Source organism: Bacillus australimaris (assembly GCF_001307105.1).
Lineage (GTDB): Bacteria > Bacillota > Bacilli > Bacillales > Bacillaceae > Bacillus > Bacillus australimaris.
Genome location: NZ_LGYN01000006.1, coordinates 1 through 18,288, shown reverse-complemented (window position 1 = coordinate 18,288; position 18,288 = coordinate 1). Strand labels below are relative to the sequence as shown.

Genomic DNA, 18,288 nt, shown 5'->3' with positions numbered 1-18,288 from the left:
CGTAACCGATGCAGGAGTGTTACTGATATCATCAGGCACCACCAAGTCAGGTAAACATGTTGTACATTTGTACGTTGTTTGCTGAGATTTTGGTGTTTTTTTATGCTTTTTTTAGCAGTTTTAGGTAAGGTGGGATGAAGATGTTCACCGTCGTTAAAGTTCTAAACAATAATATCGTATTAGCTCTAACAGACACTCAAAATGAAGTCGTTGTTTTTGGTACAGGAATAGGTTTTAAGAAGAAAAAGGGTGATACACTTGATGAGAGCGCTGTCAGTAAGACATTTTATTCTGATCAGACGTCTCCATTAGAATCTCAACTTGCCGCTATCCCAACTGATATTCTTTTATTAACTGAAAAAATCATTCATATGGGCGAAGAGATGTTGAATAAAAAATTAGGTTCCAGCATGCTGTTTTCGCTATCTGATCATCTTACCTTTTCTATTCAAAGACACCAAGAAAAAATGGAATATGAAAACCCTATTGTATGGGAAATACCTCATTTATATTTTCAAGAATATCAAATTGGGAAAAAAGCACTTAAAATTATTCAAAAAATGATGGGTATTACTTTTGAGGAAACAGAAGCTTCACTCATAGCCCTGCATTTTGTAAACGCTCAAATAGATGGTCAATCTATGGGAGATACCATCAAAATGACCCACCTCACGAAGGAAATCGTTAAGATTATTCAAAATATTTTCGAGATGGTATTAGATAAATCGTCGATAGATTATTCGAGGTTTATCACTCATTTGAGATATTTTATTGTCAGACAAGAAACAAATCAACCGCCTCAGCAGATGGATGATTCATTAAAAGAATTAATTCAGGATCGCTATATGAAGAGCTATGCATGCGGATTGATTATTAAAGAAATGTTAAAGCGGGAATTCAATTGGAATGTCACTGAAGATGAACTTGTTTTTTTAGTCATTCATATTGAAAGAATCACAAAGAAACATCAACAAAATACATGATTTCTTTTAGGCGTGTTATGAAAAAGCATTAACCTAAACAAATCTCCATTTAGAAGAATGGTCTTTCTAATGGTGGAATTTGTTTAGGTTTTTTTTGTGAAAATGAAGGGGTGAAAGCATGGAAAACAAAGAATTGGCTCAAGAAATTATCAAATTAATCGGGGGAACCGACAATATATCTCAAAGCTGGCATTGTATTACGAGGCTGAGATTTAATATCAACGATGAAGAACAGGTGAAAGTAGATGAACTGAAAACAGTAGACGGTGTGCTCGGAGCGCAATTCCAAAGTGGGCAATTCCAAGTCATTATTGGAGCAAAAGTAGCAGAGGTCTATGAGGAAATCGATCATCTTATCGGTGATCAAAGCAATGATTCTGCTACTGTTAAAAACACTTCAAAAATGAATCCGATCGAAGTCGTCTTCGATGTCATTAGCGGCATTTTCACACCCATTTTGCCAGCGATTGTTGGTAGTGGATTAATTAAAGGGATCATGGCTTTGTTCGTAAGTTTAGGCTGGCTGACGGAAACAAGTTCTACCTATGCAGTACTTCAAATCTTTTCAAATGCTGTCTTTTACTTTTTGCCTTTCCTCATTGCTTATTCTGCAGCGAAGAAATTTAAAACACGAGAATCGCTCGCGATGGCACTCGCTGGGATTTTATTGTATCCCACGATGGTGGAAGGGGCAGCAAAAGGAGCAAATCCACTTAATTTTTTAGGGTTGAGTATTCCATTAAATGATTATACTTCTTCAGTCTTACCGATTATTTTAGGAGTGCTGCTGCTTAGTTTTGTCGATAAGTGGATAACAAAAGTCATTCCAAAATCCTTAAGTATCGTGTTTACACCAGTACTGAGCTTAATGATCACGGCGCCTCTTACACTAGCTTTCATAGCACCTATTGGAAACGTTTTCGGTCAGTATTTAGAAATCTTTTTCACATCTTTATTCCATTTTGCTGGACCGATTGCAGGTTTATTAATGGGAGGTCTCATGCCTTTAATTGTGTTAACTGGCATGCATTACGCATTCTTCCCAAGCACGTTTGCCAGCTTTGAAAAAGTTGGTTACGATATCATGCTGCTTCCAATGAACTTTATTGCGAATATGGCACAAGCAGGCGCTGTTTTAGGTGTTATCATTCGCACAAAACGAGTAGAAACAAGATCTTTAGCATTATCAACATTGCTTCCGAGTTTCTTTGGAATTACGGAACCAGCCATTTATGGAGTCACACTGAGATTGAAAAAGCCTTTCTATGCTTCATTAATTGGCGGCGCAGTTGGCGGATGCTTTTATGGTTTATTCTCAGTCAAAACGACAGCATTTTCAATTCCAGGTATTACATCTTTGCCGACTTACATTATAAAAGGTACAAATAATTTCCAGATGGCTTTAATTGGCATAGCGTTAAGCTTTTTAGTATCACTTCTCGTCACTATGTTTCTTGGGTTCAAAGAACCTGTCGCAAAGCCTGAAAAAGAGGAGAAGCCATCTAAAAATCCAGAAAATGCGGTCAATCAACAAGCTGCTAGACAAGTAAATCCTTATGAAGTACAAGCACCTATAACTGGTCAGATCGTTCCGTTATCTGAAGTAAATGATGCCGTCTTCTCTAGTGAAATGATGGGCAAGGGAGTAGCAATTATACCTGATAAGGGGGTGGTACAAGCACCGTTTTCCGGAAAAGTAGTGACTGTTACACCTACTAAACATGCAATAGGTTTGGTTTCAAATGAGGGGGTTGAATTATTAATACATGTAGGTATTGATACCGTCAGCCTAAATGGTCAATTCTTTGAGGTATTGGTGGAAGAAGGAGATGAAATCAACATCGGGGATCATTTATTAACATTTGATATAGAAGGAATACAATCAAAAAAATTAGATGTCGTGACACCTATTATCGTCACGAATTCCTCGAAGTACCTGGATGTGATCCATACAGGTGACGCTTATGTCAACGCAGGAGAAAATAAACTCTTAATGCTTATTCATTAATCAGAATAGAAGGGATGATTGAAATGAAAGAATTAAAAAAAGGATTTTCAGATAATTTTCTATGGGGTGGCGCAACAGCTGCCAATCAAATAGAGGGCGCATACTTAGAAGGCGGGAAAGGACTATCAACATCAGACTTTGCTGCGTATAAAGATCCTTATGCTCAAGGAAAAGTGAATAACTTTACATTCGATGTTAGTTCAGCTGAATTGAAAAAGTACAAGGAACATTCTGATGAATTTGATTTCCCAAAAAGACGTGGAATTGATTTTTATCATCGATATGAAGAGGATATTGCACTATTTGCAGAAATGGGATTCAAAGTCTTTCGCTTGTCTATTTCATGGGCAAGAATCTTTCCAACAGGTTTAGAGGAAAAACCGAACGAAGAAGGATTGGCTTTTTACGATAAAGTATTTGATGAATGTGCGAAATATGGAATTGAACCGTTAGTTACAATGTCTCACTATGAAATGCCGATTACTTTAACAGAGAAATATAATGGATGGATGAGCAGAGAACTTGTCCCGTTGTTTGAAAAATACGCACGTGCGATTTTAGAAAGATATAAAGATAAAGTGAAATATTGGATTACGTTTAATGAAATGAATATGAACCTCAACAGCCTTTATACAGGTGCTGGCATTTTAGAGGATCTAGTAGACCATAAATTACAGGCTGCTTATCAAGCGTCACATCATCAATTTTTAGCTAGTGCCTTAACAGTGAAGGCAGCGAAGGAAATCATTCCAGATGTACAAATTGGCTGTATGATTAACCAAATCGAAGCATATGCAAAAACAACAAAGCCAGAGGACCAGCTACAGGCGGTAAAATCGAATCAATTGAATATGTTTTATCCGGATGTTCAAGCAAGAGGCGAATATCCAACATACATGGTGAAATACTTTGCAGATAATCAAATCGAGCTGGATATTGAAGAACAGGATGAACAAATTTTAAAAGAGGGCATTGTTGATTTTGTTGCGATCAGCTACTATATGTCTCACGTAGCAGAAGCGCGAGAAGATGCAGCTGAGCTAGCGGGTACGTTTGACAGCCCGATCAAAAATGAGCACTTGGAATTATCACAATGGGATTGGCCAATTGATCCAATGGGTCTGCGCATTTCATTAATCAAACTGTATGACAGATACCAAAAACCTTTATTTGTTTGTGAAAATGGATTGGGCGCAAGAGATACATTCACACAAGACGGAAAAGTACACGATGATTATCGTATTGATTACTTGAAAAAACATATTGAACAAATGAAAGAAGCCGTAAAAGAAGGTGTTGACTTAATGGGGTATACGCCTTGGGGCTGCATTGATTTAATCAGCTGCGGAACATCTCAAATGAGTAAACGCTATGGTTTAATCTATGTCGATCAAGATGACAGAGGAAATGGTACACTGAATCGTTACCGAAAAGACTCATTCTACTGGTACAAAAATGTGATTGCATCAAATGGGGAAGACCTATAAAAGCAGAAAAATGATTTAAAACACCATCGCGTCCGCCTTCATTGGCTGGATGCGATGGTGTTTTATTTTTATAATGGTTTAACGAAAAAAACGATCACATGTCTTGACCTTGAAGTATAGTTCAACCTTTATAATGTAAATATAGTAAGACAAAATCACAAAAAGGAGTACCAATGGAGTTGATGACTAGAGGAGAACTCGCCAAACAAACAGGAATAAGCCCTGCCACAATTCGTTATTATGAAGAGCACAACATTTTACCTGCCCCGAGACGCCGTTCAAACGGTTATAGATTATACACAGAAGATTATGTTGTGAAAATTCAATTGATCAAAGATGCTAAATCATTGGGTTATTCATTAAAGGAAATAAAAGAAATTATGGAAATGCTGAGTCAAGACATAGAACTTGATACTTTAAAAAGAATTGTACATCTTAAACATGAAGAAATTGAAAAGAAAATCAAAAGCCTCCGTCTCATTCAAGACCTTTTATCTAACTTGTTAAAGACGACGGATAAAGAAGTACAAGTCTTTCTCCAATCATTTCGTGTGAAGAATCAGGATGAACAATCATTTCCTTAAAGGAGAGAAAACAAAAATGAGTGTAGAAATTTTTAAAGGCGAACGTTCTGAAGAAAGTATTCAATTTGAAAAATCAATTATGTCCCAAAGTAATAAAGAGAGCTTTGCGAGTGTCGAAAACACTAAAAATTTTCTGTCTCAAATAGAAATTGAAAATACAAAGCCCTATGCAATCGGAGACGATGTGAAATTAGTGAGTGAGATAAAGGAGGAAACATTTGAAGGGATGCAGGTTTTCACATTGAATGACCAAATGTCCCAAAAACAAAAGGTGATTCTATATTTACATGGTGGTGCTTGGGTAAACCAGCCCCTCAATTTCCATTGGTGGTACATGGATAAAATGGCTCAATCCCTTAACGCCAAAGTGTTCGCTCCTATTTATCCTAAATTACCTCATTATAGCTACCAAGATACCTATCCAAAAATCCTCGACCTCTATAAAGAAATACTGAAAACGGTTGAAAGTGCCGATCAATTAACGATCATGGGCGATTCAGCGGGCGGAAATCTCTCACTTGGCCTGGCGCATCTCTTAAAGATGGAAGGTCTGCCGCAGCCGAAGGATATTATTTTATTATCTGCATGTGTTGATATGAGTTTAAGCAATCCTCTCATTTCAGAATATGCCCCTAAGGATCCCATTTTAGCGCCTGAAGGAATAGATGTCATTTCAAAAATGTGGGCAGCGGATAAAAGTGAAACTGACCCATTAATCAGCCCCATTCATGGTGACTTCAAAGGACTAGGGAAGATCACTCATTTTATTGGAACACATGATATTTTATATCCAGATGCACTAAAACTTGATGAAAAACTCACGGAACAAGGAATTGGCATGAAAACCTTTGTTTATCCAGAAATGCTGCATGTTTTTGTCGTCATGCCAATCCCTGAGGCACAAGATGCTCAGGAAAAAATCATTCAGATAATCAATAGCTAATTTATTCTTCACACAATCCTATATAAATAATCGAAAATTTAGCGAATGGGCTGCTTAGTGAAAGCAGCCTTTTTCCATTCAACATGAAATCAATTCAGAATGTCAATTCATCCTTCATTAAAAGATCCTTAAATTCCAAATTTTGTTTACAACATACACATTTCCTATTAATATGATACATGTTCGGTTCTTCACCGGTTGATAAAGGAGAGTGACGTGATGAGTGTATTCTTTCTTCACCCCATGGCGCTGATATTATTTACATTGCCTTTGTTATCTTTGATATGGGGAATTGTGGGTTACTTGATCTTTAAGCGAGTTCTTGTCGTTTTAATGATCACATTTGCAGCCTCCACTATTTTCATATTTGCCTATACTGGGTTCGACCTGTCAAATATGTATTGGGTAGTGGCAATGACCTTTTTATGCATGTGTACCACTGTCATCACAAAAATCATTCGATATCTGTATGATCGCTATAAAAGAGCATAAAGAAAAAGCTAAAAGCTAATGTTCGCGAGCATTAGCTTTTTTTGCTTCCATTCATTTCATCTTCAAGAAGAGGTCATGACATGTTTGTTTGGTATAATAGATGAACATAGAAAGGTGAAAGGGGATACGATGTACACATTTGATCTTTCTCAAGAAGATGTAGAATTAATAGACGAAGCAAAAAAGAAGATTACCAGCCTTTATGAAGATGATAAACACCATATAGGAGCCGCCATTCGTATGAAAACAGGGGAAGTGATTTCGGCTGTCCATATAGAAGCCTATATCGGACGGGTCACTGTTTGTGCCGAAGCCATTGCGATTGGCAGTGCTTTATCAAATGGTTATAAAGATTTTGATACAATTGTGGCAGTTAGACATCCCTATTCAGATGAAGAAGATAGAAGGGTGAGAGTCGTAAGCCCTTGCGGCATCTGCAGAGAGCTCATTTCAGATTTCGGACCAGAATGTTTTGTGATCATAGAGATGGATGACAAGCTAGTCAAAGTGAAAATCGAGGAACTGATTCCACTCAAATATACTCGAAGCTGATGTAGAGGAATGTAGCAAGCGTCAAGCGTTATCCTTGTTACATTCCAAATAACTGAAAAAACGCTCAACAAAAACAGCACCATGTATTTTCTTCATATGCGCCGTGTTAAACATATATTGTTTCATATGCTCCAGCTTACGCAGACTCCGTACCAGTACTTTCCGATCCTCGTCAGAAAGATGAGGGTCATCATCTATCTTCGTCAACGCATACTTTACACGCGCGGAGACATTTTCAATATATAGATGGTTTTTGGATGTGGGCGGAATACATTGCGACAAATCACAACCCGTAAAACGAACACCATCAAGGGTGCAGTTTTCAAAATTGGCGATCAGCTTTTGTTTGCCATCTCCCTCAAACGTAATATCCACCAGCTTACCTGAAAAGGAACAATTGACGATATTCGCTACTTGTAAAACACGGTCATTAAACCTACATTGATAAAACGTACAATCGATAAACACAGCATTCTCCAATGTCATACCTCTCATATCACAGGAGGAAAATTCGCAATTGGTGAAAATAGCTTCGTTTCTGGCAATGCCCACAGAGCGCAAGTCAGAACGAATAAAAGTACAATGATCAATCTTACTGCGTGCAAAAAAACGCGCATTCGTCAGATCACATGTATCAAATACAAGGTGATGCAGATGACAGCTCCAAAATATAGGTGAACGGACATTCGAGTTGATGACCGTAGTTTCGCTGATTGTTTCATTTTCATAACTGACAATATCAGAAAATATTTTGTTGTCTACTAGCTGACCAGACTCAAGTCTTCTCATCGCTACCACCTATCATTTCTTCAGAATCTTTTACAATAAGAGTTCATTTCGCTTTCACTAAGCGGTTGACATTGACAAATTATTATATCATAAAGCTCGGAACAGAAAGAGAGCGGCCGTCATTTTGAAAGCGCTTGTCGTGCAATGTGTAAAGGGGGACAAAAGAATGAAAAGATATGATGAATCCCCAGAACCAATCGGCGGCTATACTGCGGGACGCACACAGATGGATTTTGAGTACACGGCATCGGATCACTCAAAAAGAGAACTAACCGCATTTGTATACTATCCGTCCGACAGCAATGAAGGGAAAACCCCATCAACGTACATGTTTCCTGAAATATACGAAATGCTGCATGACCTGCCGCTTTTCACTGACGCTCCTTGCTAGAAAACAAGAAAGAGCATTTTTCATTGATTTCTATTTCTGATCCTCAGAATATATATCCAAGACAATGTTTACAAAAGCCTTCAAAGCACGTGTTTTATATCGATTTTTCTTCACGACAATTCCAATTTTCCAGGGGATATATTGACTGCTAATTGATTTTACACAAATATCTTCTCTGTACATTTCAGTTAAAGGACTTGGAATGATAGCAACTCCCAGTTCATCACGAACTAATGTCATTAACAAATCCCATTGTGTGGTGCTGTAAGCGATTTTGGGAACAAAATGTTCCTTTCGGCAGCTTTCTAAAATCACTTGACTCAACGCAAATGAAGAATCAAACAATATCCAGTTATCCTCTTTAAGCTGTTCGAGTGAGAGCTGTTGTTCATCTTTTAAAGGATGATTTTTTGGTAAACAAGCCACAAATGGTGCTTCAAAAATGAGTTTTTCTTCTAATTCACGACTTTGCGCTGGTATGACAACAAAGGCAGCATCTACTTCGCCTTTCTCAACGAGTTTTTCTACATGTAAGCCACCCTCTTCAATGATCTCGAGCGTCACATCTGGATACTTTTTAGTAAAAACTTTTGCCACTTTCGAAAAGAAAAAGGTCCCAATCACTTGCGGCAGTCCGATCTTTAAATGGCCGCGAATATGCGTATTTGTATCATCAAGCTCTATTTGTAACTCATTCATTTGTTGCAGCATCGCAATCGCTTTTTCATATACAAGCTGTCCTTCATCCGTTAACCTGAAAATTCGATTTGACCGATCGAAAAGGATGACACCAAGTTTTTTCTCTAATTTTTGAATGGTTTTGGATAGGGAAGGCTGTGCGATAAAAAGCTTTTCACTTGCTCTTGAAAAACTTCCACATTCCGCAATTGTTTTAAATATTTCAAAGTCCCGTATGTTCATGTTATCCTCCCATTATTCCAAATAGGCATACTTATTATGATCATTATATATTGTACATTATAAATATTTGTTTTTACACTTTGATTAAGGAGGGGTTAAGATGTCTACATGTAAAGTTGCTGTTGTTCAAGCTGCTTCTGTCATTATGGATAAAGAAGCAAGTACTGAAAAAGCCATTTCGTTAACACTTCAAGCCGGAGAAAAAGGAGCCAATATTGTTGTGTTTCCTGAAGCTTTTATACCAGCTTATCCAAGGGGATTAGCTTTTGGCGCCACAGTAGGAAGCCGTTCTCCAGAAGGAAGAAAGGACTGGCTTCGTTACTTAGAAAATTCAGTTCCAGTTCCAAGTCAAACGACAGACAGATTAGGAGAAGCAGCCCGCAAAGCTGGGGTCTACCTCGTCATCGGTGTCATTGAAAGAGATCTTGAATCCAGTGGCGGGACTTTATATTGTTCAGTATTGTTCTTTGGGCCGGATGGAACATTACTTGGAAAGCACCGTAAGCTAAAGCCAACGGGTTCTGAACGACTCATATGGGGAGAGGGAGATGGCAGCACACTGCCGGTTTTCGATACACCGTTTGGTAAAATAGGCGCTTTAATTTGTTGGGAAAACTATATGCCATTAGCTAGAGCAGCGATGTATGCAAAAGGCGTCCAAATCTATATCGCCCCTACGGCAGATTCCAGAGAGTTATGGCAATCTACGATTCGCCATATTGCAGCAGAAGGCCGATGCTTCGTTCTATCTTGTAATCAATATGTGAACAAAGAGATGTATCCTACAGATTTAGCCTGCTATGATGAATTAGCATCTTCTCCTGAGGAAATGTGCCGAGGGGGTAGTGCAATTGTCGGACCTTTAGGGGAGTATATAAAAGAACCTGTCTATGGCAAAGAAGAGATCATACTAGCAGATCTTGATTTGCGTGATATTTCTTCTAGTCAATTTGACTTCGATGTAGTAGGGCATTACTCAAGGTCAGATGTATTCCAACTCGTAGTGAATGAAGAGAAAAGAGAAAATGTCAAGTGGATAAATCAATCATCTAGATGATGAAGTTACAAGAAAAAAGAGCGGTTGATGGCCGCTCTTTTTCTTTTGTGTCAATCTTTATGGGGTTTTAATGGGCCTTTCGTGATGTTAGTAAGATGAGCATTAATGTCAAAGATTTTCGCGTTGATGTCTGTTATTCCAAAGCTAGTGATTCTTTTAGAATGCATATCGAGATAGTTTTGAGCTGCTTCTTTTGTGTCGAATAAATAGATCCCGCCAGCCTCATTTTTTTCAGGATTCTCTGTCCATATTTTCCATACGAACCCGTCTTCTTCATTAATACTTTTCGCTAAAGCAGAAAACTCTTTTGCCATTTCATCTCCGAAAGGGCCATTCATCTTAAAATCCACCTGTAATACGTGTACCATCATCATTCTCCTTATTTAGTCGTTGTAAAATAAAGTTCCCCCAGCACTTCTTTCATTTGATACTGGTCCTGCGGTAGTTCCTTCTCCATGAAAAGCTGTACATCCGATTGGTCAACATCGTACATGACTTCAATTTCTTTAGAAAATAGAAGTTTTTCTTTTTCAAGTAAGGTCGAAACATCTGGGCGTTTTTTCGGTTGAAGTTCTTCTGTGTTTAAAGCTTGCTTTAATCCATCAACATAGACTTCAAATGAGCGGGCCCCCGTCATTTTAACTCCTTTGTTTTCTTCGTTGACGAAGATGAGCGTTGGGAAACCTCTAGCACCTAGGTCTCGAACAAGAGTAAAATCTTGATTTAATAATTCTTGGCCGCTTGGAAGCTCCGCTTCATGCACAATAGCATCTCCGTTAAGTCCAAGGCTGTTGACGATGTTAATCAACACCGTGATATCTGATATATTTTGATTGAATGCAAATAATGCTTCTCTTGCACGGCGTAAAAAAGTATAGGCTAGTGCATCATCATAATGTTTTTGGATCACTTTAAATACACGAGAAGGAGGGTAGGAAGATTGAACAGGATTGTCAATCATTAAGGACCCATCAATTGGCATGCGGGAATGTTCTCCAACCTCTCTCCAGTGACCAGCAACATCAGCAGGTTGATAAATTCCGTTTGCGGGATCAATTGGGCCGCCATGCCATTTCTCCAACAGTCCACCCAAGACAGTCTGGAAATGAAAATAATGTCCATATTCCTCTTTAAATCGACGCAGTACAGGTTCAATTGCCCAGCAATGAGAACAAATCGGGTCTGTTACATAATAGAGCGTAATGGATTTTTTAGGTTGTTGAAAATCAATAACCTGGATTTCCTCTTCTTCACCTACACCACATACACCTGTTTCTATATCACAAAACATCTCATTGTTTTTCAATTTCATTTTCCTCCTTAAATTTTGCAGGAAACGCTATTCCCTATAAGTTTGTTTGAATCAAGCAATGATTTACTTTACAATTAAATCTTAAGACACAATGAGTGAGACCAACACCAATAATTTCTTTAATTTGTTGTTTATCCAACAGATTGAAAGATGTGTTGAAAAAGGGGAGAATCAGATGACGCAAACAAAGACAGATCCTCGGGTTCTGAGAACGCGTAAGTTAATCATGGAGTCTTTTATTAAACTTTCATCGAAAAAGGAATTTAAGGATATTACGATCAAAGATGTTACGGCAGAAGCCATGATTAACCGAGCGACGTTTTACTATCATTTTGAGGATAAATTTGATTTGTTGGATAACACACTATCAGAAGTATTGTCGATTAATTTAGAAAGCACCAATTTCAATAATAGTAAATTAGATGAAGATACGATTATGAAAATCTTTAAAGCACTAACGAATTTTCAACAATCTCTGCATAACCGCTGCCAAGTAGAATATGAAACTGAACTAGCTCCTATTATTAGAGAACAGCTTGAAATTATTTTTTATCACTTGTTAATGAATCAATATACAAATGTCGAAAAACAAATTTTGAAGGTCACGGCTGTTTTTTTAAGTTGGGGCATTCATGGAGCTTCTGTTGAGTGGAGAAAAAACAGTTCGCACATATCTTCAGAGGAATTCATCAAATCAGCAGTGCCATATATTATGTCAGGGATTAATTTTAAGCATGACAGATAGCTGATTTGACAATTTCCAAAGGCACAATTAATATAAATGCTATAGCATATAAATAATTTAAGAGGGTGTTTACATGGATTTACATGATTTAATAGGCTATCTTGTTCATCGTACCGATGTGAAAATGACCAATTATTTTACGAACAGATTAAAGCCATACGGCGTCACTCCTGAACAATGGAGCATTATAAGTATTCTTAGTAGTGAAAGGGGCACTACTCAAAAAGAATTGGCAGAAGGAATTGATAAAAATCAAACCACCGTCGTCAGAATGATCCAGTCAATGGAACGAAAAGGGCTTGTGAAGAAAATCTATAATGAACAAGATCGACGCTCGCATCACTTGCTATTGACGGAAAAGGGTGACGAGATCAAAAAAGCCATTCTTCCTGTCGTCATGGATGCACATCAAACTGTGACAAAGCAATTAAGTCATGAGGAGATTCAACAATTAAAAATCACTTTAAACAAATTATTTCATTCAAACTATGAATCTTGATTACTGTGATCAGCAGCAACCTCTATTTTCTGTACGATATATGCTATGACATATAATTTTTTGTTCAATTTGAGTTCAGAACGCCTAGGTTCATTGAACAACAACGTTTTTGGTCAAATAACTTAGAAAGATGTGATCATTATTTTTATTCTACAAATTGTATTGGCCGTTTTCTTTTTTCTCACAGGAACGAAAATCATATCAGGAAAAATGGCAGAAGAGTTCAAGCGATTTGGTTTACCCGCATTTTTTAATGTGTTAACCGGAGCCTTAGAGCTAATAGGCGCTAGTGGAATGCTAATCGGCATATGGATTCCACCAATCGCTTTATTATCCGGTTTATTGTTAGGAGGCACAATGCTGGCAGCTGCATTTACTCTTATCGTATTGGCGAAAGATCCCTTTAAGAAAGCTATTCCTGCACTTGTTTTGTTTGCTCTCAGTATAGGGGTTAGCTTATACCACATTTTTTGACTTTCCTTCAAGACGAGAGAGCTTGTAGGTCACATCCACCTAAACAAATCTCCATTATTCAAATGACGGGTTGTGTTTAGGTTTTTTTGTATAGAGATGTGTAATAGGCGAAAAGATCGCTGAACGTACGGATGTAGTACCAAATATCAATTAGTCAAGCGATTTAACCGTTTTCGAAGAACTAGGCATGCGACAGCAAATATTCCAAAAACAACGGCTGATCCCACAACAACCACCAGCTCAAAGTGTTCTGCATTGGATTTGAATAGCAAAGGGACAGAAAGAATGAAAGCAGCACCACTAACCCCCAATCCTAATATCAACATGGCCATTAATTTATTCATAAGACACCCCTTAGACTCAGAATGAAAACAATCGAAAAGAAGCATATTTGGAGTGTATCATATGGTGACGGGCGATTGCTTTCTTTTCATTAAAGCATTAGTAAAATAAACTTTTTAAACGAACACTGTTCTTAACGAATGGAGTTCGTTATAATATAAATGAGATGTGGCTTTAAACGATTTTCATAAAGAAGAGGAGATGAATACGATGACAACATTATCTAAGGATAAAAAGCAAATCGCTATCATTGGAGGTGGACCTGGGGGGCTAACGCTCGCCTTAATACTGCAAAATTACGGTATACAAACAACCATCTATGAACGAGAGGTGCATGACAAGAGTCTTGAAAGAGGGGGCTCACTGGATATTCACGAAGAAACAGGCCAAAAAGCTTTAAAAGAAGCGGGAATTTATGAGGAATTTCAAAAGAACGCCCGCTATGAAGGAGAAGATTTCCGCTTACTTGATAAGTCAGGAAAAATTTATTTAGATGAAGAAACGGAACCAGATCAAAAAGGGACCCGCCCAGAAATTGACCGTGGTGTTTTGTGCGAACTGCTGTTAGATCAAATTAATGCTGAGAACATCAAATATGGTTATAAACTAGAAAGTTGCGTTTCACTAGAAAACGGCATGACAGAGCTTCATTTTGAAAACGGAGTTGTCAAGACAGTTGATCTTTTAATTGGAGCAGATGGTGCTTTTTCTCGTGTGCGTCCTCTGTTAACAGATATTGATATTGAATACGCCGGACTCACGATGCTGGAACTGAATATCGTCAACGTAGAGGTGAATCACCCTGATTTAGCTGCATTTAATAAACGCGGGAAGATGTTTGCTTTAGCAGACCACAAAGGACTGATTGGTCAGTTAAACGGAGATGGACGAATAAAAGTGTATGCAAGCCTTATGGTAGAACGTAACTGGGTTGAGGCTTGTGGTATTCCTTTTCATCAAGCGAAAGAAGCAAAAGAACAATTATTACGGTTATTTAGTGATTGGGACGATCAGCTGAAAAATTATATTCGTTATACAGAAGATGCCATCATTCCAAGACGGATTTATACGCTTCCTGTCGGTTTTAAATGGAACCGACATAAAGGAGTAACGCTTATCGGTGATGCCGCTCATGTCATGTCGCCATTTGCAGGGGAGGGTGTAAACATGGCGATGTTTGATGCAATGGAGCTTGCACTTGCGATTGTCCGAAATCCTCATCATATTGAAAAGGCTATTGAAGAATACGAAGACATGATGTACGAATATTCATCGGAGAAAGCTCATGAATCGGAAAAAAGTTTAAAACTGTGTTTTTCAAAAGATGCTGCAGTCAAGCTTGCTGAAATGATGAATTCTTTTCAAGAAGACGGTGATTGATGTTCAATTTACTATTTGACTTTGACATGTTATAAAGAGATTATGAACAATTCAAATCGTCGTATTATAAGTCGTCGGTCTCGGCCGGCAAAAGAGCCCTTAAGCCGTGAACTCATCGTGAAAACCGCCTATGAGCTTCTAAATGAGCAAGGGTTAGAGGACATGAGTATGCGTAAAGTGGCTAAAGCACTCGATACGGGACCTGCATCCTTGTATGTCTACGTGAACAATTTTCAAGAACTAAGTGCTTACGTATTGGATTATGGTCTCGGCCAAATGGTTTATCCAGATTCAGTGAATGGCACATGGAAAGAACAGTTATTTGACAGATTGCATACTTATTTCCTACTGTTATTCGAAAAACCTGGTCTTGCTGAAATTTCTCTTTCCACCATCCCGCAAGGAACGAACTTTCTTCAGTTGACAGAACATCTTCTCGCTGCATTGCATGAAGGCGGGATCAAATCTACATCCGCTGCATGGGGAGTAGACCTGTTACTGTTATACGTATCTTCCGTAGCATACGAAAAGGTCACTTGGAAGAAACACGGCTCTTCGCAGATTTCAGACATAAAAAAAACATTTCATGATGCAGACAAAACGCGGTTTCCTTTCATCCATAGCCTGAGAGAAGAAATGTTTGCAGGTGATACCGTATCAATGGAACGGTTCAGGTGGGGAATTGAAGTCATTTTGTATGGAATCCAGCAAGAAGTCAATTAGAAAGGAGCAAAAGAAAAAGCAGTCAATGGCTGCTTTTTTTATATTTTCTCAACTTTTTCATTATATATAGAAAAATCTATATATTGTTTTCACATATAAAAAATATATAATCTAGTAGAATAAACAAATGAGGTGCTTAGGCATGGAAAAACTGAAGATAAGCGTACGATTCGTTCTTCGACTTCATTAATTTATGGGACAAAGTAAATGCGGTTTATACTGAATTTTTCGGTGAACATAAACCAGCACGTACTGTTGTACCAACAAATGAATTACATTTTGGGTTCAACATTGAAATTGATGCCATTTCATACATTTAGGATATTTTTTTGCCTATTATATGTAAAAAAATATTCAAAGGGATTGATGATTGATGAATCAATTGATTTGTAACCATTGCCAGAAAAAGTATGAGATGACACCAACTCTATGGAAATGTGATTGTGATGGAGTATTAAACCTGGTGAAAGATACCCCTAAAATAGATATCGCAGATTGAGATAACTATCCAAACTCATTATGCAGTAGACGTCGAAAACGTTTTTTATGCAAGCCATGTCTATAATCCTTATTTTTTTGAAGGAACAAAAACATACGCCTATGAAATCTATGAATAAGTAAAAGGAGAATCTGATGCTTTAATTATTCCGGGTGGAAACGGCACTCTCCTCCTAGGTGCGTATTATGGCTTTAAAGAGTTATTTGAAAATGGTGTCATTCATAAAATACCGAAAATCATTGCCATATAAGCGAAAAACTGTGCACCTCTTGTGAAAGCTTATCAAAATGCGAAAGAATCAGCATCGCCTGTTACGAATAAAGGGACCTTAGCAGAAGGGATAGCCATTGCTGCCCCAGCACGCTCCAAACAAATTTTAGAAGCTGTTTACAAGACGAATGGTACATTTATTGATATTAAAGAAGAAGAGATTCTAAATGCACGCTCTAAACTAAGTGAGAAAGGATTTTATGTGGAAGTGACATCTGCCGTCAATTTTGCTGGCTATCTGAAATACAAAAAGGAAGCAAAAGAAACCATTGTCATCCCTCTTTGTGGTGCAGGGATTAAATCAAAATAACCCTAGAAGGGCAGCTAATTGAACATGAGAAAAAAACACGCAGTAATAACGGTATGACTCAGGAAGAAGAAATAAGCTGTTATTGAGTTTATTTTTAGAATTAGAGAGTTGCTGCCTCTGTTGACCTACATGACATCATTCCATTACTGAAACAACCAGATTCTGATAGTTACTTATCACCAGATGTTTGTCAGACCCCCACTGCGAGATTGCGTCAACTGATCCACAATTGGCCGGTTGATGATATAGATAAAATGAACGGTCTCTATCTGACAGAGAGGATGGAACTAGCGCATGAACAAAATGAGATATTTGGATTTATATAAGAAGAGGGGATGTTGTCATATGGCAGCTTATAAAATTCACTTTCATTCCAAACCTTTATAAATAAGGACGCAGAGAACATGATAAAGGATATTGGAAAATAGTCTTGTTATATCTCAGGTCAGTTTGGAAAGCTAGTAAAATAATAATAAAAGAGGCTACTTCAAGTAGTCTCTTTTTAATTTAAAAATTGATTCAAATTTTACATGTCAGTTCAACACACTTTAAATTATTCTTAAATTTCTATTTATGTTTACACGATACAAATTAACTATAAACATGGTAATAGTGCATTAAATCAAAAAAGGAAATAAAGGTAATAATATGAAAATATAATATTTTTGTCACATCCTTGTTGTCAGCATCTGTATTATTCATTGGGTTTGGAGTGGAAGGAAATGTGCAAGCGAAAGATGTATTTCCTTCTATAAACGATGAAAGAGTAAAAAAAGAAATAGATGAAATTAAAGCAAAGGGAATGACCTCAGAGCAGATTAAAGTACTTCACGAGATGAGCAAAAAAGAGTATGACTCTGTATCTCCGGAAGCAGATGTACTATACAAAGAGGCACAGAAAGACATTGACAAATATATCAAAGATGGCGTGATTGACGAGTATTTGCCTAAGGACAACGAAGAGAAAGAAAAATTTAAAGAATCCATTTGTTCATATTTAAAGAAAATGCCCCACAAAAGTCGTGAAAATCGATAAACTAACTGCATCTTTTTTAGGTGGGGAAAGAAAAATTAACTTTGAGCTTTGTATCGTAAACTGAGAGATATGAAGTTTGATGGGATTGTTACAAATGAGATTTTTGCTTATCCAGCCCATCCTGAATGATCGAATGGGCTCATTTTAAAATTGATATAAACAATATTTAATGTAAAGCTTAATATAACTTAGGAGAAATGTTTTTCTCTAAGCGCAAACGCAAATTTATTGGTTGAACGAGCGATTCGTTTAATGAGGAGATATGTAGATTCGAGGTACAAAATCTAAAAATCTTGTACAAGGAAGTAAACAGCCCCAAACTAAATAAAAATATTCGTTTGTTCAGACGATTTTGGGGATCTATTTGAAACAGATCTTCATTGGATCTTTTTAGATACTTTTTTATAAAAAAAGTGTTAATTAGAAAAATCATCTAAAATAATTTTGCTAGGACCAAAAGAACCTTTCTTTTTGGTCCTTTACTATTTATA

Annotated in this window: 19 protein-coding genes and 3 pseudogenes; 17 read left to right on the top strand and 5 right to left on the bottom strand. The window is 37.4% G+C overall.

What is annotated here, in order from left to right; translation table 11 throughout:
- The first annotated feature begins 140 nt into the window (after positions 1-140).
- The 7 genes from AKG37_RS05860 to AKG37_RS05830 all read left to right on the top strand — a co-directional run bounded on the left by AKG37_RS05860 (position 141) and on the right by AKG37_RS05830 (position 7,049).
- Positions 141-983 (top strand): PRD domain-containing protein, encoded by an 843-nt coding sequence (locus tag AKG37_RS05860; protein WP_060697961.1) that lies wholly within the window; start codon positions 141-143, stop codon positions 981-983.
- 118 nt (positions 984-1,101) lie between these two features.
- Complete coding sequence (locus AKG37_RS05855) at positions 1,102-2,991, top strand: beta-glucoside-specific PTS transporter subunit IIABC (protein WP_060697960.1); 1,890 nt, start codon at positions 1,102-1,104, stop codon at positions 2,989-2,991.
- A 14-nt stretch (positions 2,992-3,005) separates the two neighbouring features.
- Positions 3,006-4,478, top strand: coding sequence for a glycoside hydrolase family 1 protein (locus AKG37_RS05850; protein WP_060697959.1), 1,473 nt, complete (start codon positions 3,006-3,008; stop codon positions 4,476-4,478).
- Positions 4,479-4,651: 173 nt separating this feature from the next.
- Positions 4,652-5,062, top strand: a complete 411-nt coding sequence (locus AKG37_RS05845; protein ID WP_060697958.1) for a MerR family transcriptional regulator — start codon at positions 4,652-4,654, stop codon at positions 5,060-5,062.
- 16 nt (positions 5,063-5,078) lie between these two features.
- The gene (locus AKG37_RS05840) at positions 5,079-6,005 is read left to right on the top strand and encodes an alpha/beta hydrolase fold domain-containing protein (RefSeq protein WP_060697957.1); all 927 of its coding nucleotides are present in this window, start codon (positions 5,079-5,081) and stop codon (positions 6,003-6,005) included.
- A gap of 219 nt (positions 6,006-6,224) precedes the next feature.
- Positions 6,225-6,497 carry a DUF2651 family protein gene (locus tag AKG37_RS05835; protein ID WP_047203154.1) on the top strand — a complete coding sequence of 91 codons (273 nt, stop codon included), beginning with the start codon at positions 6,225-6,227 and terminating at the stop codon, positions 6,495-6,497.
- 129 nt (positions 6,498-6,626) lie between these two features.
- The gene (locus AKG37_RS05830) at positions 6,627-7,049 is read left to right on the top strand and encodes a cytidine deaminase (RefSeq protein ID WP_060697979.1); all 423 of its coding nucleotides are present in this window, start codon (positions 6,627-6,629) and stop codon (positions 7,047-7,049) included.
- A gap of 21 nt (positions 7,050-7,070) precedes the next feature.
- Here AKG37_RS05830 and AKG37_RS05825 read toward each other — a convergent pair whose 3' ends face one another.
- On the bottom strand, positions 7,071-7,838 hold the full coding sequence (locus AKG37_RS05825; RefSeq protein WP_060697956.1) for a pentapeptide repeat-containing protein: 768 nt from the start codon (positions 7,836-7,838) through the stop codon (positions 7,071-7,073).
- Positions 7,839-8,004: 166 nt separating this feature from the next.
- Here AKG37_RS05825 and AKG37_RS05820 point away from each other — a divergent pair.
- Positions 8,005-8,214: pseudogene (locus tag AKG37_RS05820) on the top strand (alpha/beta hydrolase); the annotation flags it as partial.
- A gap of 45 nt (positions 8,215-8,259) precedes the next feature.
- On the opposite strand, the gene AKG37_RS05815 reads toward AKG37_RS05820, so the two are convergent.
- Positions 8,260-9,150 (bottom strand): LysR family transcriptional regulator, encoded by an 891-nt coding sequence (locus AKG37_RS05815; RefSeq protein ID WP_060697954.1) that lies wholly within the window; start codon positions 9,148-9,150, stop codon positions 8,260-8,262.
- A 100-nt stretch (positions 9,151-9,250) separates the two neighbouring features.
- On the opposite strand from AKG37_RS05815, the gene AKG37_RS05810 reads away from it, so the two are divergent.
- Positions 9,251-10,207 (top strand): carbon-nitrogen hydrolase family protein, encoded by a 957-nt coding sequence (locus tag AKG37_RS05810; RefSeq protein WP_060697953.1) that lies wholly within the window; start codon positions 9,251-9,253, stop codon positions 10,205-10,207.
- A 50-nt stretch (positions 10,208-10,257) separates the two neighbouring features.
- Here the strand turns inward: AKG37_RS05810 and AKG37_RS05805 are convergent, their stop codons facing one another.
- Both AKG37_RS05805 and AKG37_RS05800 read right to left on the bottom strand, forming a co-directional pair.
- Complete coding sequence (locus tag AKG37_RS05805; RefSeq protein WP_060697952.1) at positions 10,258-10,575, bottom strand: monooxygenase; 318 nt, start codon at positions 10,573-10,575, stop codon at positions 10,258-10,260.
- Positions 10,576-10,586: 11 nt separating this feature from the next.
- A complete protein-coding gene (locus tag AKG37_RS05800; protein WP_060697951.1) occupies positions 10,587-11,513 on the bottom strand; it encodes a DsbA family protein in 927 nt (308 codons plus the stop codon).
- Positions 11,514-11,694: 181 nt separating this feature from the next.
- Here AKG37_RS05800 and AKG37_RS05795 point away from each other — a divergent pair, with 181 nt between their 5' ends.
- The 3 genes from AKG37_RS05795 to AKG37_RS18470 all read left to right on the top strand — a co-directional run bounded on the left by AKG37_RS05795 (position 11,695) and on the right by AKG37_RS18470 (position 13,237).
- The gene (locus AKG37_RS05795; RefSeq protein WP_060697950.1) at positions 11,695-12,264 is read left to right on the top strand and encodes a TetR/AcrR family transcriptional regulator; all 570 of its coding nucleotides are present in this window, start codon (positions 11,695-11,697) and stop codon (positions 12,262-12,264) included.
- A 73-nt stretch (positions 12,265-12,337) separates the two neighbouring features.
- Positions 12,338-12,763 carry a MarR family winged helix-turn-helix transcriptional regulator gene (locus AKG37_RS05790; protein WP_060697949.1) on the top strand — a complete coding sequence of 142 codons (426 nt, stop codon included), beginning with the start codon at positions 12,338-12,340 and terminating at the stop codon, positions 12,761-12,763.
- Between the two features lie 132 nt (positions 12,764-12,895).
- The gene (locus tag AKG37_RS18470; protein WP_077233692.1) at positions 12,896-13,237 is read left to right on the top strand and encodes a DoxX family protein; all 342 of its coding nucleotides are present in this window, start codon (positions 12,896-12,898) and stop codon (positions 13,235-13,237) included.
- 146 nt (positions 13,238-13,383) lie between these two features.
- On the opposite strand, the gene AKG37_RS05780 is transcribed toward AKG37_RS18470, so the two are convergent.
- Positions 13,384-13,581, bottom strand: a complete 198-nt coding sequence (locus AKG37_RS05780) for a hypothetical protein (protein WP_060697947.1) — start codon at positions 13,579-13,581, stop codon at positions 13,384-13,386.
- A gap of 208 nt (positions 13,582-13,789) precedes the next feature.
- On the opposite strand from AKG37_RS05780, the gene AKG37_RS05775 reads away from it, so the two are divergent.
- From AKG37_RS05775 to AKG37_RS05760, 5 genes and pseudogenes are all read left to right on the top strand, one after another.
- Entirely contained in the window at positions 13,790-14,959 is a 1,170-nt protein-coding gene (locus AKG37_RS05775; RefSeq protein WP_060697946.1) for an FAD-dependent oxidoreductase, read from the top strand.
- 42 nt (positions 14,960-15,001) lie between these two features.
- Positions 15,002-15,682, top strand: coding sequence for a TetR/AcrR family transcriptional regulator (locus AKG37_RS05770; protein WP_060697945.1), 681 nt, complete (start codon positions 15,002-15,004; stop codon positions 15,680-15,682).
- A 185-nt stretch (positions 15,683-15,867) separates the two neighbouring features.
- Positions 15,868-16,002: pseudogene (locus AKG37_RS18465) on the top strand (RidA family protein); the annotation flags it as partial.
- 201 nt (positions 16,003-16,203) lie between these two features.
- A pseudogene (locus AKG37_RS05765) lies at positions 16,204-16,761 on the top strand (pyridoxal-phosphate dependent enzyme); the annotation flags it as partial.
- A 724-nt stretch (positions 16,762-17,485) separates the two neighbouring features.
- Positions 17,486-17,797 carry a hypothetical protein gene (locus AKG37_RS05760; RefSeq protein ID WP_237697643.1) on the top strand — a complete coding sequence of 104 codons (312 nt, stop codon included), beginning with the start codon at positions 17,486-17,488 and terminating at the stop codon, positions 17,795-17,797.
- The last annotated feature ends 491 nt before the right edge of the window (positions 17,798-18,288 follow it).